Below are 22,186 nucleotides of genomic sequence, written 5' to 3' on the forward strand. Positions count from 1 at the left end.
GACACGCCGTTTTAGCCTGTGGAGGCGTGGTGCAATCAGGCCGCCCGATGAAGCAGGAACCCGGTACTGCGCGAGCAGCTATCACCCAGTAATGGGAATCCCCCTCCTGTGACGCGAAGCGCTAAGGTGGGGGAGGATGTCAACAAGGTTTCCGGATCTACCTTAGGCCATCGGCACATCAACCGATCATCACGACCGAACTCTGGTCTGACAGAGAGTGCTTACACCTGAGGAAAGAACAATGAAAAAGACAGCATTGACGATGGCCATCTCCAGCCTGCTGCTGGCCGGTGGTGCACAGGCCGCCAACGTTTACGATCAGAATGGTACCAAACTGGACATCGGCGGCCGCGTCAACGGCATGTACTACGGCACCGATGACAACGCCACCGAAGGCGATGCCAGCTACCTGCGTCTGCACATCGCAGGTGAAACCAAGGTTGACGAGGATCTGACCGCGTTCGGCTTCGCCGAGTACAACCTGCCGGTCTCCGGTTCTGACAACGACGAGCTGCGTTACGCCTATGCGGGCATCAAGCACGATCGCTTCGGTGCCTTCAGCTACGGCCGCCAGGACGGTCTGTTCACCAAGGCGGTGAACAACTACACCGACGTGCTGCCGGAGTGGGGTGGTGATGGTCTGGGCAAGGACACCGAGGTGTTCGGCACCGGTCGTACCAACGGCCTGGCCCAGTACATGTACAACTGGCAGGGGCTGACCCTGGGTGCCCAGTTCACCGGCAACAACGACCCGCAGAACGCGAGCCGCAGCGAGCGCGTCGGCCCGAACAGCACCTGGAGCCCGAAAGGTTCTTCCGAGGGGTATGCCCTCTCTGCCAACTATGACTTCAACATGGGCCTGAGCCTGGGTGCCGCCTACAACCAGGCTGGCAAGACCGACGAGCAGGCCGAGAACGTGAGCTTCGGCGGCGACAACGACGCCAAGCTGTTCGGGGTGGGCGCCAAGTATGCCGTCGGCAACCTCTACATGGCCGCAACCTACTCCCACGGTGAAGATCACCTCTTCGTGGACACCGGCTCCATGCGCGGTTACGCCGAGAAGATGGATGGCTACGAAGCGGTCGTGCAGTACAACATCACGCCGAAGTTCAAGCCCTCTCTGGCCTACCTGCGTACCGACGTGAAGGACAGCGCTCACGGCATCGATGACACCGCGACCGAATACGTCTCCGTGGGTGCCTGGTACAACTTCACCGACAACTTCAATGCCTACGTGGACTACAAGATCAACCTGCTGGACGAAGTGGGTTCCACCGGCAAGAACAGCCTGAACAAGTCCACCGACGACATCGTCGCCGTGGCCCTGCAGTACAACTTCTAAGTCGTCCCAGACGCACTGCACATCCCAGGACCGGCCCATGTGGCCGGTCTTTTCGTTGCTGGCGGACCGCGCTGGATGACAAGAGCGGCACGCCGGGGTTCAGCAATGGCCCCGTGTGGTCGATACCCTTGTTGTCGGGGCCGGTGCGTGGCTGTGCTTGCCATGAGGCAGTGATGGGGCGATGATCACGCCCCGTGGTCAAGATCCTATCTTTCCTCGACGCTTTTCATTATTTCTATATAGGCTTGCGTTGTCCCGACAGGGAAAGCGGGGCTGGTTGGCATGTCGCAGCTCCGGTGCGGGGCAATTTCGGGAAATGGACGTAAGGGCGTTATATGGCGAGCATATTGGATTCAGTGGATCAACGTACCCAGCTTGTAGGGGAGAATCGCCTGGAACTGCTGATGTTCCGTTTGGGTGCCCAGCAACTGTTTGCGATCAACGTATTCAAGGTGCGGGAAGTGGTCAAGCTGCCCCATCTGAACAAGATGCCGGGGTCCCACCACAACATCAGCGGCGTCGCCAACATTCGCGGCGTCTCCATCCCCGTCATCAACCTGCGCGGTGCCATCGGGATGCGTCCCATGGTCATCGATCAGGAGTCCAACCTCATCATCACCGAGTACAACCGCACCATTCAGGGATTCCTGGTGGGGCAGGTGGCCCACATCGTCAACATGACCTGGAAGGACATACTGCCGCCGCCCCGTTCGGCGGGTCGTGCCAACTACCTCACCGCCATTACCCGCATCCCGGAAGGGGGGTCGACCAGATTGTCGAGATCATCGACGTGGAGAAGGTGCTGGCGGAGATCATCACCTATGACGTGCGCATCTCGTCCGAGGTGCTGGACGAGGAGATCCTGCCCCAGATGCAGGGACGCCGGGTGCTCATCGTCGATGACTCCAGCACGGCCCGCAACCAGGTGCGCGAGACCCTCGCCCAGCTCGGGCTCGAGGTCATCGAGTGCCAGGACGGCTTGCAGGCCCTCAAGTTGCTCAAGGTGTGGTGCGATGCGGGCAAGAAGGTGACCGACGAGATCATGCTGATGATCACGGACGCCGAGATGCCGGAGATGGATGGTTATCGCCTGACTCACGAGGTGCGCAGCGATCCGCGCATGTCCGATCTCTTCATCACCCTCAATACCTCCCTGAGCGGCAACTTCAACGAGGCCATGGTCAAGAAGGTGGGGTGTGATCGCTTCATCTCCAAATTCCAGCCCGACTTGCTGGTGGACGTGGCACAGCAGCGGATGCGGCAGATCCTGGGCCGTTGAACCCGGCACGCCGAACCATGAAAAAGCCCCCGCCATGCGGGCAATGCTGTTCACTTAAGAGAATTTGAGTTCCAGTCCACGTAGTATCAGGACAAAAAAGCGAGGGAGGCATGATGCCTCCCTCTTTCTATTGCAAGCCCCGCTGGATAAAGGCTGGAGGAAGATCGACTGGACACAGCCTTGCCCCCTCAACTCAAATCCAATTTATGAATAATCAGTCAAAAAAGTGCTTATCTGAACAGCATTGCCCGCCATGCGGGGGCTTTTTGCTGGGCAAGGGGAAGGGCCAGGGGCCCGGCCACCGGGCTACTGAGTCAGCAGAGGCTCGACAAAGCGGGCGACCTTGTCGCGGATCCGGGGCTGGGCGGTGGCCGTCGGGTGCAGTCCATCGTTCATCATGAGTTCAGGGCGCAGCACAATATCATCCAGAAAGAAGGGCATCAGCGGTAGGTCGTTGGCCTTCGCAAGATCCGGGAAGATCTGCTCGAACTGTTGCAGATAGCGCGCCCCATAGTTGCGGGGCAGCAGGATCTGGGTCAGCACCGTCTTCGCCTGGTGCGCCCGGGCGAGCTCGATCATCTTGGTCAGGTTGGCCCGGGTGATGGCGGGAGCAAAGCCCCGCAGCCCGTCGTTGGCGCCGAGTTCGATCAACACCCAGTCCGGTTTGTGGGTTTCGAGCAGAGCGGGCAGGCGGGCCAGGCCGCCCTGGGTCGTTTCACCGCTGATGCTGGCATTGATGAGGGTGTGTTCTCCCCCCTGCTGCTGCCACTTTTCATTGAGCAGGGCAGGCCAGCTCTGTTCGGCCTGCATCTGGTAGCCGGCACTCAGGCTGTCGCCCAGTACCAGCAGGGTCTGGGCCTGGACGGACGCTGCCCAGCAGCACAGGCAACTCACGGCAAACAAGAGACGCATCATGCAGTCAACTCCCACGTTCTATTGTCATTACAGGTTCAGGCAAACAGGATACCCAAGATGAGTTCAACGCCCATTATCGCCGTCAGGGGGCTCGGTAAAACCGTTCGCCTCGGTCAGGAAAGCCTCACCATCCTTGAAGGGATCGATCTGCAAGTCAATACCGGCGAGACGCTGGCGCTGGTCGGTGCGTCCGGTTCCGGCAAGTCCACCCTGCTCGGTTTGCTGGCCGGTCTCGATCTGCCGAGCAGCGGCGAGATAGAGATCCTCGGCCACTCCCTCACCCGGCTGGACGAGGAGGGACGCGCCAGGCTGCGGGCCGAGCAGGTGGGGTTCGTGTTCCAGTCGTTCCTGCTGCTGCCCACCCTGAGCGCCCTGGAAAACGTCATGTTGCCGGCCGAGCTGCGGGGGGAGACCGACAGCGAGCCCCGTGCCCGGGAGCTGCTGGCCCAGGTCGGTCTGGGAGAGCGGTTGCACCACCTACCGCCGCGCCTCTCCGGCGGCGAGCAGCAGCGGGTCGCCATTGCCCGTGCCTTCATGACCCGCCCCAGCCTGCTGCTGGCGGACGAGCCCACCGGCAACCTCGACAGCAAGACAGGGGAGACGGTGATCGAACTGCTGTTTCGTCTCAACCGCGAGCACAACACCACCCTGGTGGTGGTGACCCATGACCATGAGCTGGCCCAGCGCTGCCAGCGGCAGCTGGTGATGTCAGCCGGGCGGCTGGAGGCACAGGCTGTCATGGCGGCCAGGGTGGGAGAGCTGTCATGAGTCAGTGGAGACAGAGCTGCACCAGGGGATCGTTGGCAGCAGCATGGACGGTGAGGGAGGCGTCATGAGTCAGTGGCGACTGGGATTGAAGCTGCTGCGCCGGGAAGGGTTCAGCGGCGAGCTGCGCTGGTTTGTGCTGGCGCTGGCGCTGAGCGTCGCCTGCGTGCTCAGCGTGGCTCTGGTGGCGGATCGGCTGGACGTGGGGCTCAAGGCCTCCGGGCGGGATTTCATCGGAGGGGACAGGGTGCTGCGCTCCGCGACGCCGGCACCGGCAGAGTGGCTGGCGCAGGCGCATCAGGAGGGGCTGGCCGTGCAGACCACGGTCAGCTTCAACAGCATGCTGTTTCACGGTGATACCCTGCAACTGGCCTCCATCCGCGCCGTGCCCGGGGATTTTCCCTTCTACGGCAAGCTGGAGCTCACTCCCCAGCGCGCCCCGGCGCCCGGCGAGATCTGGCTCTCCGCCAGGGTGATGCAACTGCTCGGCGCCAAGGTGGGGGAGGCACTCGAGGTCGGCAACACCCGGCTGACGGTGGCAGGGGAGCTGGGCCAGGAGCCGGATCAGGGGTTCAGCCCCTTCCAGATGGCGCCAAGGGCCTTGATCCACAGCGCCGATATCGAGGCGACCGGGGCCCTGCTGCCGGGCAGTCGCCAGCAGTGGCGCTATCTCGTCAAGGGGCCCCGTGACGCCATCGCCCGCTATGAGGCCTGGCTCAACACCAGGCTGAGCGCCGGGCAGAAGCTCGTCAAACCCGACGATCAGGGTACCCAGGTGGGGAAATCCCTGGGCAATGCCGAGCGCTTCTTCCGTCTGGCATCCCTTGCCGGCGTGCTGCTCGGCGCCCTGGCCATGGGGATAGCGGTGCGCCATTTCGCCGAGCGCCAGACCAACATGGTGGCCCTGCTCAAGACCCTGGGGGCCTCGCGGCGCACCCTGTGGCAACTGATGGGCACCCTGCTGTTCTCCCTGACCCTGGTGGGGGCCCTGATGGGGCTGGTGGCGGGCAGCGCCATGCAGTGGCTGACCCTGAACCTGCTGGGGGATCTGCTGCCTGCGGATCTGCCGCCCCCCTCCTGGCGACCCTTCGCCCTGGGCCTTGCGGTCGCCTTCTTCATCACCCTGATGCTGGCGTTCGTCCCCTTCCTGAGGCTGCTCAAGGTACCGCCGCTGCGGGTGCTGCGCCGGGAGCTGGAGGCGGGGATCCCTCCCTGGCTGACGGTGCCCGTGGGGCTCATCGGGCTGTTTGCCCTGGTGTGGGGCTTTACCGCCGACATCAGGCTGGCCTGCGGGCTCATCGGCGGCATGGGGGTGTTGATGGCGCTGCTGGCCCTGCTCGCCTCCGTGCTGCTGCGTCTTGGCAGTCGGCTCAAGGGGCCCCATGCCCTGCGCCTGGCCATCAATCACCTCTCCCGTGAGCGGGGCAGTGGTCTGTTCCAGCTGGCGGGTTTCGCCCTGGCCCTGATGCTGTTCGGGCTGCTGTGGGCGGCGCGGGTCGATCTGCTGGAGGATTTTTCCACCCGGTTGCCTGCCGACGCCCCGAACCGCTTCCTGGTCAATGTGGCGGACAGCGAGCGGGAAGGGATCCTGGCCGATCTGCACCGGGCCGGGGCCATCACCTCGGACTTCTACCCCATGGTGCGCGGGCGCCTGACCCGTATCGCTGGTGAGGCGGTGGGGGAGGATGCGGCGCGGGAGGGGGTGGACAGAGAGCTCAACTTCACCACCACATCGGCCCTGCCCGCCGACAACAAGGTCACTGCCGGTCAATGGCTGGCCGGCAAGGGGGAGGTCTCCGTCGATGAGGCGCTGGCGGGACGGCTCGGCATCGCGCTCGGAGACGTGCTCGGCTTCACCATAGAGGGGCGGGCGTTCGAGGCCAGGGTGACCAGCCTGAGGTCCATCAAGTGGGACAACATGAGGCCGAACTTCTACATGATCTTCTCGCCGGACGTGCTGGCCCCCTTCTCCCAGACCTGGCTCGGCAGCTATCGTCTGCCGCCTGAGGGGCGAGGGGCAGAGGTGGAACTCATCCGCCGCCACCCCACGGTGAGCCTCATCGATGTGGAGGATCTGATAGGCCGCCTCACCCTGGTCTCCGATCAGGTGAGCCGCGCCCTGGGGTTGATGCTCGGGCTGGTGACGGTAGCCGCCCTGCTGGTGCTGCTGACCCAGACCCAGGCCGGCATGGCCCATCGGCGCCGGGAGCTGCTGCTGATGCGCACCTTGGGGGCGGGCAGCGCCCTGCTCGAGAAGATGCTGCGCTGGGAGCTGGTGGCGAGCGGTGCCCTGGCAGGGCTCTGCGCCGCCATGGTGGTGGAGCTCTGCTCCTTCGGTCTGCAGTGGTGGTGGGAGGGAGCGCAGTGGCAGTTCCACTGGGCCATCTGGGCTGCACTCCCCCTGCTTGGGGCCGTGCTGGTGACCCTGGCTGGACAGGGCATGCGCCGCCAACTGCTGGCGGGTACCCTGAGCGACCGGCTCAGGGGACTGGGGCAGGGGCTGCTCTGATGGCTCGACACATCCCGACCTCGGTCGGGATGTGTCATTGGGTCAACGGGGTGAGTGCAGCAGATTGTCCAGAGCGCCGGGCAGGGCCGAGAAGCTGAAGTGAAAACCGGCCTGCTGCAAGCGGGCGGGCAGCACGTGCTGTCCGGTGAGCAGCAGATCCGCCGCCTCTCCCATCAGGAGTCGCAGGAGGGGTGCCGGTACGAAGAAGAGGTGCGGTCGATGGAGCGTGGCGGCCAGGGTCTCGCTGAACCGGCGATTGCTGACCGGTTGCGGGGCCGTGCCGTTGAAGATGCCGTCACACTCGCCGTGCTCGATGAGAAACAGCATGGCCCGCACCAGATCCTGCACGTGGATCCAGCTCATCATCTGGGTGCCGCTGCCCATGGGGCCGCCGAGGCCGAGGCGGTAAGGGGGCAGCATCCTGGGCAAGGCGCCCCCCTCCATGCCGAGTACCAGGCCGATGCGCAGGATGCAGACCCGGGTCTGGGCCGAGCGGGCCTGCTGGGCAAGCTGCTCCCACTGCTGACAGAGACGGTGGGTGAATTCGTCGTGAGGGCTCTGGCATGTTTCATCCAGAGGAGCGTCATCCTGGCGGCCATACCAGCCGATGGCGGAGGCATTGAGCAGCAATCTGGGGGGCGTGCTGGATAGTTTGACGAGATCCACCAGCTGTTCGGTCAGCAGCCAGCGGCTGTTGCAGAGCAACTGCTTGCGGGACTCGCTCCAGCGTCCGGCGGCGATGGGTTCGCCGGCCAGGTTGATGACGATGTCCACGTCATTGAGGTGATCCAGCCTGTCCAGGCTGTCCAGCAGGGTGACATCGTGGCCGAGCAGCTCGTAGGCCCGGCTGCCCTGGCGGGTCAGCACGACTACTTCGTGCGCCACCTTGAGGTGTGCCACCAGACGGCGGCCGATAAACCCCGTGCCCCCCGTGATCAGTATCTTCATGTCCTGCCTCCCTGACGCTCTAGGGTCTACTCTAGAGCCTGGGTGCCCGATGGACAAGCTCCTGTTTTTATGAGCATTATGATTTTTGTCTCCCAAGACGCCGCCCCCTTTGTCCACGGGGTTGCCGGGCGTTGCGACCACGGGGGGGCGCCGTGGCGCGGCGGTATCAGGGGCTCATTCCGGCTTGCCAAACGGGCGCCAGCGGGTAAACTCGAGCGCTTTTTCGCCATGTTCATGAGGGCCGTTATGCCATTTCGACGTTTGAAGGTGCGTCAATTCTATGTCCGGCTGCTCTGTGCCTTGCTGGCCGGTCTGTTGCCCATGCTCCTTGGGCTCGTCATCGTCATCTGGCAGACCGCCACCGGCGTGAAACAGGATGTGGTGGCGCGCCTGGAACATGCCAGGGTCATGTTCGACCGCACTCTGGACAATGCCCAGTTGGCGGCGTCGGCCCTCACCGGCAGCCTGGGCAGGCCCTGTCTCGAGGTGGTGCAGGGGCTCAGGGATCAGGTGGCCACGGTGCCGGATGTGCGCAGCGTCAACCTGGCCAGGGGGGATCGGATCTACTGCTCTTCCCTCTATGGCCCGGTCGATGGCGGCATCAAGCTGGATGACTATGTCGGGGGCAGGCTCGACCTGATGAAGGGCAACCCGGTCACCCCGAATCGCCCCCTCATCGCCTACCGGGAAGAGGTGGGCGAGTTCAGCGTGCTGGTGGGGGTCGACGGCTACTACCTGCTCAACATCCTGGACATGCTGAGCCGCAACTCCCCACTGGGGCTGGTGGTCGGCAACGAGATGCTGCTGCGAAACAGCGAACTCACCGACAAGCTGATCCCCAAGGATCGCAATGGCTATCTCGAACAGGTCTCGACCAGGTACCCGTTCAAGGTAGTGACCACGGTGTCGGTGGATGAGTACCGTGCCCACATCTGGGACTACTCCAAGGTGGGCGTCATTATTTATCCTCTGCTGAGCCTGCTGCTCGGGGTGGCGGTCTTCTGGCTGATGGGCCGTTCGACTTCGCCGGCCCAGGAGCTGAAACGGGCACTGTCCCAGCAGGAGTTCATCCCCTATCTGCAACCCGTGGTGAACGGGGAGGACGGCCAATGGAGCGGTTGCGAGGTGCTGATGCGCTGGCAACACCCCCGTCAGGGGATGATCTCGCCGGATCGCTTCATTCCCCTGGCAGAGGACAGTGGCCTCATCGTGCCCATGACCCGGCTGTTGATGGCGCAGGTGCGCGAACAGTTTGCGGGCAAGGCGCACCATCTGCCGCGAGGGTTCCACTTCGGCTTCAACATCAGCGCCAGCCACTGCAAGGATCTGAGCCTGGTGGAAGATTGCCGGGATTTCATCAACGCCTTCAAGGGGAATCCCATCAAGCTGGTGCTGGAGCTGACCGAGCGCGAGCTCATCGTGGCGGACGAGACGACGGACCGGCTCTTTGCCGAGCTCCATGCCCTCGGGGTCTTCATCGCCATCGACGATTTCGGCACCGGCCACTCCAGCCTGACCTACCTGCAGACCTTCCAGGTCGACTTCCTCAAGATCGATCAGAGCTTCGTCGGCATGATTGGGTCGGACGCGCTCTCCAGCCACATCGTGGAGAACGTCATCGATCTGGCGACCCGGCTCGGTCTGCAACTGGTGGCGGAAGGGGTGGAGAATCAGGTGCAGGCCGACTATCTGAAGGCCCGCGAGGTGACCTTCCTGCAGGGCTACCTGTTTGGCAGGCCCATGCCCATGAAGGAGTTTGTCAGCCAACTGGCAGCACAGGGGCGCTGAGGGGCAAGCGCGAGGTAAAAAAAACCAGCGACCGGGTCGCTGGTTTTTTTATGGCCGGATGGCTCAGAGCATGCGGGCCAGGGCGCGGCACAGACGCTGAACACCCTCTTCCGTGGTCGCCTCATCCACACAGGAGAAGCTCAGGCGCAGGGTATTCTGGATCTCGGGGCGCACATAGAAGGGGGCGCCGGGCACGAAGGCCACCTTCTCCTTGATGGCCTCGTCGAACAGGGCCATGGCACTGACGCTGGACGGCAGGGTCAGCCAGAGGAACATGCCCCCTTCGGGACGGGTGTAGCTGACGCCGGGCGGACAGTGGCGGGCGAGGGCGGCTTCCATGGCGGCACGCTGGCGACCATAGACCTCCTTGATCTTCTCCAGGTGAGCGTCGAGGGAGTTGTCGGTCAGGAAGCGGTGCAGCACCTGCTGGCTGAAGGCGTTGCTGTGCAGGTCGGTGGCCTGCTTGGCGATGGTGACCTTCTTGCGCAGCCAGTCCGGCACCACCATCCAGCCCAGGCGGAAGGCGGGCACCACCGTCTTGGAGAAGGACCCGAGCAGCACGGTGTTGTGGGGGGCCAGCTTGGCGATGGGAGGGAGGTGTTCCCCCTCGAAGCGCAGCTCGCCGTAGGGGTCGTCTTCCACCATCAGCAGATCGTGGCGCACCAGGCGCTCGGCCAGGGCTTCCCGGTTGGCGCGGCTGTAGGATACACCGCTCGGGTTCTGGAAGTTGGGCACGCCGTAGAGCAGCCTGGCGCTGGAGCCCTGCTCCAGCAGCGCATCCAGCGCGGCCAGATCCAGCCCCTCTTCACCCAGGGTGATGGGCTTGAAGTTCGGTTGATAGACGGAGAACGCCTGGATGGCGCCAAGGTAGCCCGGCTCTTCGATGATGAGATCCTGCCCCTCGTTCACCAGCACCTTGCCCAGCAGATCCAGCGCCTGCTGGGAGCCGCTGGTGATGAGGATGTTGTCAGGATTGACGGCCATGCCGTGGCGGCTCAGGTAGCGATCGGCGATGAACTGGCGCAGCGGGGCAAAGCCCTCGGTGGTGGCGTATTGCAGCGCCGCGGCTCCCTGCTCGCGCAGCACGTCCTGGCACGCTTGCTCGATGGCCTTGACCGGGAACAGATGAGGGTTGGGCAGGCCGCCGGCGAAGGAGATGATCTCCGGATTGGCGGCAACTTTGAGGATTTCGCGGATAAAGGAAGGCTCGACCTTCTCGAAGCGCTGGGCAAAAAACGGCTGCATAGGGTTCTCTCTGACTAGGTGGCGGTCGCTCCATTCAACCGCCAGGTTATCCGTTTGTATCAGATTTCAGAAATGAGGCAATGGCTGTCACAAAAATCCATAAAAAAGGGCAGGTTTGGCACCTGCCCGAATTTTATCGTCCCGACCCCGGTCAGGGGCGCAAAAACCCCTGTCAGGGGGACATCGGGCGGGATGGGGCTCAGAGCCCCGGTGCCTTGAGGAAGCGGATCATCAGGTCGGTGTTGGCCCCGAGCTGCTGCTCGATCCGGCCCGGGAAGAGCTCGGCCATCTTGTCGAGGCGATCATGCTCCGTGTGCCAGATCTTGCCCCACTGGGTCTCGCTGTCCCGGTCGCAGGCGCTCTTGGTGGCGTCGTCGTAGCAGTCCCACAGCGCCGGATTGGTGCTCTGGGAGTAGCCGTCATAGCCATCTTCCCCGTTGATGGTGAAGTTGGTGGCCTCCACGTAGGCGATGGGCACCCCCAGGCAGGCAAAGGGGGCATGATCGGACCAGCTGCCGGTCTCCCCTTCCGGGTAGCCGTTGTAGCTGGGGTGGATGGCGAACGGGGTGGCGGTTTGCTGGGAGATGGCCAGCAGGCGATCGCGCACCTTGGGATCGAAGCTGTAGCGGCTCGGGTCGGCGCAGTTGTACTCGGCCACGTCGGAGTGGGCCGAGTGGACATAGACGATGTCACCCCCGGCGATGGTGTCGTAGTTCACCATGGCCAGCAGCTTGGCGACGGCGTCGGTGTCGAGACTGGCGGCATAGGCTTTGGAGCCGTTGAGGCCGTTTTCCTCGGCGCCGAAGAAGGCGAAGCGCACCGTGTAGGGCAGGGTCTCTCCCTTGAGTGCCTCGGCAACTGCCAGCAGGGCGGCGACGCCGGCCCCGTTGTCGGTGGCGCCTTCGGATCCTTTCTTCTCGCCGGTGCTGTCATAGTGGGCACCGATGAGGATCACCTTGTCGCTCTGACCCTTGAGCTCGGCGACGATGTTCTGGGAGGTTCGGTCTGTGCCGCCCCGGGTGTAGGTGAATGGCTGGTTCTGCACCTCGTAACCCCAGCCGGCCAGGTGATCCTGGATCCAGGCGGCGGCGCGGGTTTCGGCCTCGGTGCCCGTGGGGCGAGCGCCTATCCCTTCTGCGCCAGAGCTCAGTTGCACCAGAAATTCATGGGCCTGAGCCGCGGGGGCAGGGGGTTGGGAGTCGTTGTCAGAGGGGTTGCAACCGGCCAGCAGGGCAGGCAGGACGAGGGCCAACAGGGTTTTCTTCATACTGCAATCCTTTGTTGTATATGGTTTTATTTTTCCGCGTCAGGATGAACCTGACGTCCGGCAGATTCTGTGAAGGGGGTGGCATTTGTCAACCTTGCCGGTGGATGTGGGCAGTCCCGGGGGATTTGTTGTGGGAAACACTTGCGCCTTGTGCCTATCTTGGGATAATTCGCTCCCCTGTTTTTGCGAACTGATGCAATAACGAGCGATCCATTTATGTCGGCTCTGTTCCAGAGCGATGCAATAACGAGCAATTTACTATGTCTGTGACCCAAGATGTGTTTAACGAAGACGGCAAGTTCATGCGCAAGATCCGCAGCTTCGTCCGTCGCGAAGGCCGCCTGACCAAAGGGCAGGAGAAGGCCCTGGAAGAGCTCTGGCCGGTCATGGGCATCGATTTCGCACCAGAGCCGCTCGACATGGTGGCCCTGTTTGGCCGCGAGGCACCCGTGGTGCTGGAGATCGGGTTCGGCATGGGCGCCTCCCTGGTGGAGATGGCCAAGAACGCCCCCGAGAAGAACTTCATCGGCATCGAGGTGCACTCTCCGGGTGTGGGCGCCTGCCTTGGCACCGCCCAGGAGGCGGGCGTCACCAACCTGCGCGTCATCTGCCACGATGCGGTGGAAGTGCTGGAGCACATGATCCCGAACGGTTCTCTCTCCTGTCTGCAGCTCTTCTTCCCTGACCCCTGGCACAAGAGCCGCCACCACAAGCGTCGCATCGTGCAGCCTGCCTTTGCCCAGGATATCCGCCAGAAGCTTGCCATCGGTGGCGTCTTCCACATGGCCACCGACTGGGAAAACTACGCCGAGCACATGCTCGAGGTGATGAGCGCCGCCGAGGGGTACGAGAACACCTCCGCCACCGGCAACTGGGTGCCCCGTCCCGACTGGCGCCCCCTGACCAAATTCGAGCAGCGTGGCCATCGTCTGGGCCACGGTGTCTGGGATCTGATTTTCAAACGAGTCAACTGAGTCAACGTATCAACTAAGGAGCTATCATGGCCAACCGTAGCCGCCGTCTGCGCAAGAAACTGCGCGTCGATGAATTCCAGGAAATGGGGTTCGACATCAGTTTCAACTTCCCGGTCGGCACCGCCGAAGAGACCATTGATGCCGTGGTCGATGCGCTGATCGACGAGGTGATTGAGCCTCGCAAGCTGGCCTTCGCCGGCTCGGGTCACCTGGCCTGGGAAGGGATGATCTGCACCCAGCAGCTCGGCAAGTGCACCGACGAAGACCGTTCCGCCGTTCAGACCTGGCTGCAAGGCAAAGGGCTGGAGGCCGTGGTGGTCACCGAGCTGTTCGATCTCTGGTACGGCGAGCCGGCCTGATATCTGACTGCCTCCCGGGCAGATAGAAAATCCCGCCGCCGGCGGGATTTTTGTCGGTGGGCTGGCCCCGCCTCGTTTCACGTCATGGAATAGCCAATGGTGTTGTCATCCGAATTACTGGCCGGCATCCTGGAAGAGGTGCGTCCGCTGCTCGGGCAGGGGAAGGTGGCCGATTACATTCCCGCCCTGGCCCAGGTGCCTGCCGACCGGCTGGGGATCGCGGTCTGTACCGTTGAAGGGGTATTGTTCACCGCAGGTGACGCTTTCGAGCCCTTCTCCATCCAGAGTATCTCCAAGGCCCTGAGTCTCACGCTGGCCTTGACCCTCTATCAGGAGGAGGAGATCTGGGCCCGGGTGGGCAAGGAGCCCTCCGGTCAGCCGTTCAACTCCCTCGTCCAGCTGGAGTTCGAGCAGGGCATTCCCCGCAACCCCTTCATCAACGCCGGTGCCCTGGTGGTGAGCGATCTGCTGGAAACCCGGCTCACCGCTCCTCGCCAACGCACTCTGGAGCTGGTGCGCCGCCTGTGCGGCAACCCGGCCATCATGGCGGATCAGGTGGTGGCGCGCTCCGAGTACCAGCACTCCGCCCGCAATGCCGCCATCGCCTATCTGATGAAGGCCTATGGCAACTTCGAGAACGAGGTGGACAAGGTATTGCAGAGCTACTTCAATGCCTGCGCCATCCGCATGAGCTGCGTCGATCTGGCACGAGCCTTCGTCTATCTGGCCAACCGGGGCGTGCCCCTTGGCGAGAGCACGCCCCTGCTGCCGGCCCGTACCACCAAGCAGGTCAATGCCCTGCTCGCCACCTGCGGCCTCTATGACGAGGCGGGCGACTTCGCCTACCGGGTCGGCATGCCGGGGAAATCCGGGGTGGGGGGCGGCATCATGGCGCTGATCCCGGGAGAGCTTTCCATCTGCGTCTGGTCACCCGAGCTCAACAAGGCGGGCAACTCCCTGGCCGGGACGGCGGCGCTGGAGCTGCTGGCCGAGCGCCTGGGCCGCTCCATTTTTTAACTCTCTTCACTATGCATCGAGACGACATCATGAAACGAATGACTGGACTGTGGCGAAGCTGCCTGACCGCCTTGCTGCTCTGGTGTGCCTGGCCCGCGCTGGCCGCTGAGCTGCCCCCGCTCTCCCTGGTGGATGCCAAGGGCAAGGAGGCGGTGATCCTGGATACCCGCCCGAGCTATTTCTACCAGGGCTGGCCCATGGACGGGGAGAAGCAGGGGGGCCATGTGGCCGGTGCCGAGCTGCTCTCCGCAGAGTGGAAATACAGTGACGAGGAGTGGCCTGTGGCGCTTGCGAGCAAGGGGCTGAAGGCCGACAAACCCGTCGCCCTCTATGGCACCCCTCGCGAGGTGGCCGAGGTGGCCCGTCTGTTGCGCCAGCAGGGCATCAAGCAGCTGTTCGAGCTGCAGGGATGGAAAGAGGCGCCCCGGGAGCACCTGGCACGCTGGCAGCAGCTGGTCCATCCGCTCTGGCTGGCAGACTTGCAGGCAGGCAAGCCGGTCATCGCCGCCCCCAAGGGGGAGTGGAAGGTGTTCGAGGTGGACTGGGGATCCCCCAAGGCCTATCTGCTGAGCCACATTCCGGGAGCCGGCTACATCGACACCAACCGGCTGGAAGGGGAGCCGCTGTGGAACAAGGTCTCTGACGAGGCGCTCAAGGCGCTGCTGCTGGAGAACGGCATCCGTCATGACACCACCGTCATCCTCTATGGCCGCAACACCATGGCGGCGGCCCGTGCGGCCCATCTGATGATGTATGCGGGGGTCGAGGATGTGCGGCTGCTGGACGGCGGGCTGGAGGCCTGGTTCGTGCAGCATCTGCGCACCGAGACCGGGCTGGCCAACAAGTTCACCCCGGCCAAGGAGTTTGGCGTGGCCATCCCGGCCCATCCCGAGTACTACACCACCCTTGACCAGGCCAAGGCCCTGCTCAAGCAGCCGGACGGCGCCCTGGTCAGCGTGCGCACCTGGGACGAGTTCGTGGGCAATACCTCGGGCTACAGCTACATCAAGCCCAAGGGGGACATTCCCGGGGCCAGATGGGGTCACGGCGGGGTGGATGCCAACAGCATGAGCGACTTCCACAACCCGGACGGCACCATGAAGCCCGCCCGCGAGATCCTTGCCATGTGGGATGAGTGGAATATAGAGCCGACCCAGCAGGCCGCTTTCTACTGCGGCACCGGCTGGCGCGCCTCCGAGGCGTTCTTCTACGCCTGGTTGATGGACTGGAAGCGGATCAGCGTCTACGACGGCGGCTGGTTCGAGTGGAGCATGGATCCGGCCAACCCCACCGTCACCGGCGAGCGCAAGCCTGCCGAGTGATGTTTGCACCGATGGAAACCAGAGGCCGGACCCATGTCCGGCCTTTTTCATTGGTGCATCCTGGCATATCCCACTGTCAATTCGCTGTTCAGCCTCGCTGTTCTCATATTCTGGCGGCACTCATTCGGGGGAAGGCGCCTGAGCTAGGCTTCAAGAAACATCCTCGTCCTGAGGATGCCAGAGGGAGAAGAGGCGGGCGATGAAACGACTGACGATGATCCTGGTGTGTGCCCTGGGGCTGGTGGCGTGCAGCTCCCAATACATCATGAGCACCCGGGACGGGAAGATGATTACCACCGACAGCAAGCCCAGGCTGGATGAGGACACGGGCATGTACCGCTACTACGACGAAGAGGGGCGGGAGATGTTGATCAATAAGGACGACATCACCCAGATCATGGAGCGCTGAGGCGCGAGGCATGGCGAGAGGGCTGCCCCTGGGCAGCCCTCTTTGTTTCGGCGCTATCTGATCAGCTCCTCCACCTGACGGTTGACCTGGCCGGCGAACAGGCGGTGGAAGCGGGAGTCCGGGTTGGCCAGCAGGCTAACCGGCGACCCCTGCTCCACCACGGTGCTGGCCTCCATCACCACCACCTTGTCCACCGACAAGAGCGGCTCCAAGTGGTGGGCGATCACCAGATAGCTGGCCTCCGGCCGGTAGCGGTAGAGCAGCTCCGCCATCTTGCGCATGCCGCCGTGATCGAGGTCCGAGGTGGCTTCGTCCAGCACGATGAGCGGTCGGCGCGACAGCAGGATGCGGGCGATCACCAACAACTGGGTCTCGCCGGCGGAGAGTTGCAGCCTGTCGAGATCCTCATCCAGCCGCCCGGCGCAGCGCTCGGCGAGGCCCACCCGGGCCAGCGCCTGCTCAAGCACGGCGTCGTCATGCTCGGTCAGGGGCGTCAGATTGGCCCGCAAGGAGCCAAAGAAGGTGAGCGGGATCTGGGAGACGGTGTCGTAGAGATCGCGCACCGCCTCCGGTGCAAGTCGTGACAGTGGCTGATTGCCGTAGAAAATCTCTCCCTGGGAGGCGGGATACATGGCCTGCAATACCCCCAGCAGGGAGCTTTTGCCTGCCCCGGTACGCCCGCACACACCCACCTTTTCACCTGGGGCCAGCTCGAAGCTCACCTTGTGCAGCGCCCACTGGCTGGTCTGGGGGTAGCGCAGTCCCAGGTTGTCGAAGCGCACTGCGGGGTGAGGGGTGGTGAGGGCCTCTCCCTCCTGGCGTTCGCTCTCTATTTCGCTGTATTCGCGCACCCGCTCTACCGCGTTCATCACCTGTTCCACTTCGGCAAAGGTGCGGATGAGGGAGTTGAGCATGGCGGAAGCGGTAAAGGCATAGGTGATGGCCACGGCCCCCAGCAGCGGGCTGTTGCCAAAGGCCACCATGAGTGCCACGGCCCCCACCAGGGCGGCGGAGAGCAGGGTCTGGTGCATGCCGAGCCAGCGGTTGATGGAGGTGGTGGTGTACCAGCTGCGCAGGTTGTTGTCATAGTGGTGCAGCACCTGGTCCAGCGCGAAACGCTCGGCCCCGGCCAGGCGCAGGGCGGGGGCGCCGCGGATGGTCTCGCTGATGCTGATGTAGAGCGGGGAGCGCAGCACCGAGGACTGGCGCCGCAGCTTGAGTTGCACCGCCCGGTAGCGGCGCTGCAACACATAGAGCGCCCATCCCACCAGGGGGGCGATGAGCAGCAGCAGGGGAATATTGATGCCGATCACCACCACCTGCAAGGCCACGGACACCAGCATGCCGAACAGTCCCACCAGCATGGAGAGCAGCATCTCCTGCGCCTCCCCCAGATCCCGGTCGAAGCGGTTGAGGATGCGCCCCTGGGGGACCTTGTCGAAGAAGGCCATGGGGGCGCGGCTGATGCGTCCCAGCATGCCGTCAAACAGGGTCCAGGCCAGCTTGAGGCCGAGTTTGTAGTTGATGACTCGCACCGCCATGATGCAGGTGAGGGAGCCCGCCCCCAGCAGCACATAGATGCCGAGCAGGGTCGTGACGTCGCTCACCTCGGCCTTGCCGCCGAGCCAGAGATCCGAGGCGATGCGCAGCCCTTCCTGGCCCAGGGTGAGCAGCAGGACGAGCAGGATGGCACCGGGGGCGGCGAGGCGCTGCCACATGAAGCCAAACAGCCCCCAGTCCACCTTGCCCTCCACCACTTTCTCCTCGCTGAACTGCTCCGCCTCCTGAGGGGGCACCGGCGGGGCGGGCTGGGGATGCTGGACAAGATCCGCCAACTGGTGGGCATCGAGCTCCACCAGGCGCCCCTGCTCGATGCGGATCACCCGATCGCACCTGGCCAGCACATCCGGGTCGTGGCTCACCAGGAGCCGGGTCGGCCCCGGCTTGAAGGCGAGCCCCTGCTCCAGTACCTGGGCCGCGACCATGGGGTCGAGCGCAGACAAGGGGTTGTCCAGCAGGAGGATATCGGCCCGGGCGTAGAGGGCGCGAGCCAGGGCGACCCGCTGCTGCTGGCCGCCGGAGAGGCGGGTGCCGAGCTCCCCCACCAGGGTTTGATCCCCGTGGCTGAGCAGCGCGAGATCGGCCGTGAGGGCGCAGGCGCCGAGCACCCAGCGATAGCGCTCGGCGTGCCAGGGCTGGCCGAACAGGATGTTGTTGCGGATGGTGTCGTTCATCAGCCAGGGTTTATGGCCCAGATGGGCAACCCGGCCGTGGCGACGGATGCTGCCGGCAAACTCGCTGTCAAAGCCGGCAACCAGATGCAGCAGGCAGCTCTTGCCCGCCCCGGTGGCCCCGGTGATCCCCACGAGCTCTCCCGGTGCGATGGCGAGGTTGGCTCCCTCGAGCACCGGTTTTTGCTGGTGCAGGGCACTGACGCCTTCCAGGTGGAGGGCCCCCGCCGGCAGGGCGGGATCATCGAGTTCCCGATGCTGCTCCGGGCTGTTCAGGAACTCGCACAGCCGGTTGAAGCCGGTGTTGAAGTTGATCAGGGTGCGGATGAGGTAGGGCAGTCGCATCATGGGGATGCGCAGCACGGTAAACAGGGCGATGGTGGTGAACACCTGGGGCAGGGTGAGGGTGTTGCCCGACGCCAGGTAGGTGGTGAAGGTGGCCAGGGTCACCAGCAGGGGAGTGCTCAGCATCAGCCCTTCGTTGATGGCATCGAGCCTGAGCACCCGGCCCAGCACCCCCAATTCCTGCTGGCGCTTGGTGTTGGCCGCCCGGGTAAAGAAGGGGCCAAGCCCGTTCTGGCGTACCAGCCTCAGCTTCTTGATGTATTCCGCCAGGATGCCGTTGCGCTCATCCTGCTGGCGCTTGAGCTGCTGCTCCTGCTGGTTCATGCGCCGTACTACCCGGGTGGAAATGAGCAGCAGCAGGGCCAGCACCGCGAAGCCCACCAGACCGGCACTGCCCACCTGCCACACCAGCAGGGCGATGGTGCCGATGAGTTGCAGCGCCATGGTGACCGGCATGACGGGGTCAGCCAGGATCCAAGTGATGTCCCACACGTCCCGGTTGATGAGGTTCTGAACCCGGCCGCCGGCCCTGTCGTCGAAGCTCTTGCCACCCTGCTTCATCACCTTGGCGAGCAGGGATTCGGCCAGCAGACGGCGGATGGGCACGTGCATCTTGAGGGCCAGTTGCAAGGAGTGCTCCGCCAGCATGCCGGCGGCGAGCACGGAGGCGAACAGGGCCAGGGCCAGCAGCAGCTTGTGGCCGGTGGTGGCATCGGTGCCGAGCTGGGTCATGCTGTGGTTGAGCAGCCAGGGGCTGGTCAGGGTGGCGAGCATGCCGAGCAGTTGCAGCAGGGTGAGCAGGCCAATTCGTCCCTTGTAATGGCGCCAGATAAAGGCGGTCAGGGGCCAGGGTCGCACCGGCTGGCGGGCGGTGAGCGCGAGGAAGGCGTCGGCGCGGCCGTCGCGCCTGTCTTCCGGCAGCAGGGGATAGAGATCGTCGAGACTGACCTGGGGCTGGGTCAGCCCCTTGCGCAGCAGCGGGCCGGTCCAGCGATAGAAGAGGCGACTCAGCCAGCCGGCCGAGATTTCCGGATGATCCAATGGGTGTCCTTGTTGTTTTGTGTTGCTTCCATGGGCGGGGCGGCTCATGGGCCGCCCTCGAACTTGTTGTCTAGCTGCGCTCGTGCGCCCGGCGGGATCAGCGATCCCGGTTCATGCGGATGAGCCGGTCCAGGATCCGCTCGCCATCGACCCGCAGGCCGTTGTGTTCGTACTCGTTGGTGATCCAGGCGCGGCTGTTGCCAAGTCCCTTCAGGGTGTCGCGGCTGAAGTCAAACTCCACGTACATGTCCTCGGCATAGACGGCGCAGGCCACCGGCACAGTGTTGCGGGCCAGCTGCGCCGGGTCGTAGAGGGGACCCCAGTCCGCTTTCTGGGCAAGCAGGTGGGCGGCCTCCTTCAGGGGAATGAGCTCGCGGAACTGCTCGAACATCCAGGGGAAGATCATCTCGCCGGTGAAGGCGAAATCTTTGCCTGGCGCCCAGGCCAGGGCAGGGAACTCCCTTCTCACCCGCTCGGCCGCCCAGTTGCTGGCACTCCCTTCGCAATAGATGAGCTCGTGCAGGATGGCGAACACCGGGTTGGTGTTGAACGGCTGCATGGCCTGCACCTGATAGAGGAAGGCGGGGTTGAGGCGTTCGCCGATGAAGGCGTCTTCCAGCAGGTAGTAAAGTGCCTCGAAGGCGCCGCTGGCCCCCAGATCCAGCCCCTGCTGCTGCAACTGCTCCACTGTCAGGCGCTGGCCGTTGGGCAGGCGCACGTCGTGGTGGTGCAGGTGATTGGCCAGCCGGTTGGCCAGGGCCTGTGCATGGGGGAAGCGGGTGAAGAAGGCGCGGTTCTTGTCCGCCACCCGCTGGTAGGTGGCGCGGTAGACCTCATCCGCACTGCGCCCGATGGGGGCCACGCCGCCGGTGAGGTAGACCTCGTGCAGGCTCCGCGGGAACAACGAGAGATAGGTAAGGCTGCAAAAGCCGCCGAAACTCTGGCCGAGCAGGCTCCAGGGGCGCCCCGGGCTCAGCACCTCGCGAATGCATTCGGCGTCGCGCACTATGTTGTCGGCGCGAAAATGGCCGAGGTAATCCGCCTGCTCATCTGGGGTCATCCCCGCAAGGGCGTCAGCACTGATGGGGGTGGAGTGGCCGGTGCCGCGCTGATCGAGCAGCAGTACCCGAAACTCCTGCAGGGCCCGCTTGATCCAGCCGCCATCGGCGGTCGGGCGAGGAGCGCCAAACCCCGGGCCCCCCTGCAGATAGAGCAGCCAGGGCAGGTCATCATCCAACTTGTCCTTGCGGCAGAGGGTGCGGCCAAACAGGGTGAGGGTCGCCTCCTCGTCGGGATGCTGGTGGTCGAGGGGCACGGTAAAAAAGTGTGGCTCGCAATGGATGCCATCCAGCACATAGTGCAAGGGGCTGCTCATCTGGGGTCTCCCTGAGGGTAGGAAAATCGTCGGCCTCATCATAGCCCTGGCGCAGGAGCGGGTCACGCCAGTTTTCCAGATTGTTAACAGAGATGGAGTCTGAGGTCGGTGCCGTACAAGGTGTGGTTTCGCCGCAGTTGACGGCGGGCTGCAACTGGACAAAGATGAGCCGCCTGCTGGGATGGGCAGGGATAGGTCAGCACCCCGGGTGCAGGAAACTGGATGGAGTTGGCTCGATGAAGCCGAGATGGATACGTGTTCGCAAGAGACGCACACAGAGGGATCCGGAGGGGGTGCTGCAGGTGGGTTTGCTGGTGTTCAGCGCCACCTGTGGTGCCACTCTGTTGCTGGCGGCCTGCAACGGCAGTTAGGGAAAGTGCGAACAAGTATCCCACGAACAAAAAATGAAAATTTTAGTCATTTAATATCAATGGGTTACCAGTAAATGCTCTCGTGCCATATGACTTATTCGCACCTTCCTTAGCTGAGTGAAACAGACCCGCTTGTCATGAGCGGGTTTTTTCATGCCGGAGCAGAAGGTCGGGACCTGCCTGTAGCCCTTTGCTGAGGCGGGTTTGCGGTATGCAGAGTACGGCTGCTATGGTCAATTTACGACCGGATCCACAGAGGGAGGCGATCATGAACAGTCGTGAAAAAGTCCTGGCTCATTTGGCCACAGATCACCGGGTTGCAGGATTGACCGCCGGCGAGGCATTGGCTGGCATGAGCCACTCGATGAGTTCGCTCCTGCTGCAACAGGATCAGCACTTCTTCCGCCGCCATGCGGACGACCCCTGCCACGAAGTCGCCCGGGCCTGCTCGGCCGGACACGTATGGCATGGGGACGAAAACCACTACTAGCCCCGGCATGTGAGTAAATGACAGATGCAAAAAGGCCCGCTCATCTGAGCGCAATGCTGATCAGTTAAGGATCCATTGACCGATCCTTCTGCTGTAGGACAATCCGGAACCAATCACTGGTTCCGGATTTTTTATGTCTATTGCAAACGATCTGAACGATGTTGTTGAGGCATCTGGCGACATGCTGGCTCGGT

The 22,186-nt window shown here is 63.6% G+C and carries 17 protein-coding genes and 1 pseudogene; 12 read left to right on the plus strand and 6 right to left on the minus strand.

The window, feature by feature from the left end; translation table 11 throughout:
* Positions 1 to 241 precede the first annotated feature (241 nt).
* Together J9889_RS02150 and J9889_RS02155 are read left to right on the plus strand one after the other, a co-directional pair.
* On the plus strand, positions 242 to 1,342 hold the full coding sequence (locus J9889_RS02150) for a porin (RefSeq protein WP_039040188.1): 1,101 nt from the start codon (positions 242 to 244) through the stop codon (positions 1,340 to 1,342).
* A gap of 335 nt (positions 1,343 to 1,677) precedes the next feature.
* A pseudogene (locus tag J9889_RS02155) lies at positions 1,678 to 2,621 on the plus strand (chemotaxis protein CheV).
* A 306-nt stretch (positions 2,622 to 2,927) separates the two neighbouring features.
* Here the strand turns inward: J9889_RS02155 and J9889_RS02160 are convergent.
* On the minus strand, positions 2,928 to 3,536 hold the full coding sequence (locus J9889_RS02160) for an arylesterase (RefSeq protein ID WP_103858194.1): 609 nt from the start codon (positions 3,534 to 3,536) through the stop codon (positions 2,928 to 2,930).
* 57 nt (positions 3,537 to 3,593) lie between these two features.
* Between J9889_RS02160 and J9889_RS02165 the strand changes: the two genes are divergently transcribed.
* Together J9889_RS02165 and J9889_RS02170 are read left to right on the plus strand one after the other, a co-directional pair.
* Positions 3,594 to 4,304: an ABC transporter ATP-binding protein gene (locus tag J9889_RS02165; protein ID WP_042016058.1), complete on the plus strand. Its 711-nt coding sequence runs from the start codon at positions 3,594 to 3,596 to the stop codon at positions 4,302 to 4,304.
* Positions 4,305 to 4,368: 64 nt separating this feature from the next.
* Positions 4,369 to 6,810 carry an FtsX-like permease family protein gene (locus J9889_RS02170; protein ID WP_103858202.1) on the plus strand — a complete coding sequence of 814 codons (2,442 nt, stop codon included), beginning with the start codon at positions 4,369 to 4,371 and terminating at the stop codon, positions 6,808 to 6,810.
* 42 nt (positions 6,811 to 6,852) lie between these two features.
* Here the strand turns inward: J9889_RS02170 and J9889_RS02175 are convergent, their stop codons facing one another.
* The gene (locus tag J9889_RS02175) at positions 6,853 to 7,758 is read right to left on the minus strand and encodes a TIGR01777 family oxidoreductase (protein WP_052815202.1); all 906 of its coding nucleotides are present in this window, start codon (positions 7,756 to 7,758) and stop codon (positions 6,853 to 6,855) included.
* Between the two features lie 246 nt (positions 7,759 to 8,004).
* Between J9889_RS02175 and J9889_RS02180 the strand changes: the two genes are divergently transcribed.
* The gene (locus J9889_RS02180) at positions 8,005 to 9,546 is read left to right on the plus strand and encodes a cyclic diguanylate phosphodiesterase (RefSeq protein ID WP_210555902.1); all 1,542 of its coding nucleotides are present in this window, start codon (positions 8,005 to 8,007) and stop codon (positions 9,544 to 9,546) included.
* Between the two features lie 63 nt (positions 9,547 to 9,609).
* Here the strand turns inward: J9889_RS02180 and J9889_RS02185 are convergent, their stop codons facing one another.
* On the minus strand, positions 9,610 to 10,791 hold the full coding sequence (locus J9889_RS02185; RefSeq protein WP_052815204.1) for a PLP-dependent aminotransferase family protein: 1,182 nt from the start codon (positions 10,789 to 10,791) through the stop codon (positions 9,610 to 9,612).
* 199 nt (positions 10,792 to 10,990) lie between these two features.
* The gene (locus J9889_RS02190) at positions 10,991 to 12,058 is read right to left on the minus strand and encodes a M20/M25/M40 family metallo-hydrolase (RefSeq protein WP_048206996.1); all 1,068 of its coding nucleotides are present in this window, start codon (positions 12,056 to 12,058) and stop codon (positions 10,991 to 10,993) included.
* Positions 12,059 to 12,318: 260 nt separating this feature from the next.
* On the opposite strand from J9889_RS02190, the gene trmB reads away from it, so the two are divergent.
* The 5 genes from trmB (at position 12,319) to J9889_RS02215 (ending at position 16,139) form a co-directional block, all read left to right on the plus strand.
* A complete protein-coding gene (trmB, locus tag J9889_RS02195) occupies positions 12,319 to 13,032 on the plus strand; it encodes a tRNA (guanosine(46)-N7)-methyltransferase TrmB (protein WP_010675501.1) in 714 nt (237 codons plus the stop codon).
* A 26-nt stretch (positions 13,033 to 13,058) separates the two neighbouring features.
* Positions 13,059 to 13,391 carry a YggL family protein gene (locus J9889_RS02200; RefSeq protein ID WP_039040181.1) on the plus strand — a complete coding sequence of 111 codons (333 nt, stop codon included), beginning with the start codon at positions 13,059 to 13,061 and terminating at the stop codon, positions 13,389 to 13,391.
* A 96-nt stretch (positions 13,392 to 13,487) separates the two neighbouring features.
* Positions 13,488 to 14,408, plus strand: coding sequence for a glutaminase B (gene glsB, locus J9889_RS02205; protein ID WP_210555903.1), 921 nt, complete (start codon positions 13,488 to 13,490; stop codon positions 14,406 to 14,408).
* Between the two features lie 29 nt (positions 14,409 to 14,437).
* Positions 14,438 to 15,730: a rhodanese-like domain-containing protein gene (locus J9889_RS02210; RefSeq protein WP_210555904.1), complete on the plus strand. Its 1,293-nt coding sequence runs from the start codon at positions 14,438 to 14,440 to the stop codon at positions 15,728 to 15,730.
* 199 nt (positions 15,731 to 15,929) lie between these two features.
* Complete coding sequence (locus tag J9889_RS02215) at positions 15,930 to 16,139, plus strand: YgdI/YgdR family lipoprotein (RefSeq protein ID WP_042078035.1); 210 nt, start codon at positions 15,930 to 15,932, stop codon at positions 16,137 to 16,139.
* 53 nt (positions 16,140 to 16,192) lie between these two features.
* Here the strand turns inward: J9889_RS02215 and J9889_RS02220 are convergent, their stop codons facing one another.
* Complete coding sequence (locus tag J9889_RS02220; RefSeq protein ID WP_210555905.1) at positions 16,193 to 19,756, minus strand: ATP-binding cassette domain-containing protein; 3,564 nt, start codon at positions 19,754 to 19,756, stop codon at positions 16,193 to 16,195.
* 97 nt (positions 19,757 to 19,853) lie between these two features.
* Positions 19,854 to 21,131 (minus strand): alpha/beta hydrolase, encoded by a 1,278-nt coding sequence (locus J9889_RS02225; protein ID WP_210555906.1) that lies wholly within the window; start codon positions 21,129 to 21,131, stop codon positions 19,854 to 19,856.
* 236 nt (positions 21,132 to 21,367) lie between these two features.
* Here J9889_RS02225 and J9889_RS24450 point away from each other — a divergent pair, with 236 nt between their 5' ends.
* Entirely contained in the window at positions 21,368 to 21,502 is a 135-nt protein-coding gene (locus tag J9889_RS24450) for a hypothetical protein (protein ID WP_268915840.1), read from the plus strand.
* A gap of 268 nt (positions 21,503 to 21,770) precedes the next feature.
* Positions 21,771 to 21,992: a hypothetical protein gene (locus J9889_RS02230; protein ID WP_010675494.1), complete on the plus strand. Its 222-nt coding sequence runs from the start codon at positions 21,771 to 21,773 to the stop codon at positions 21,990 to 21,992.
* Positions 21,993 to 22,186 lie beyond the last annotated feature (194 nt).

The sequence above is a fragment of the Aeromonas sp. PrichA-15 genome (genome assembly GCF_017939245.1).
GTDB lineage: Bacteria > Pseudomonadota > Gammaproteobacteria > Enterobacterales > Aeromonadaceae > Aeromonas > Aeromonas caviae.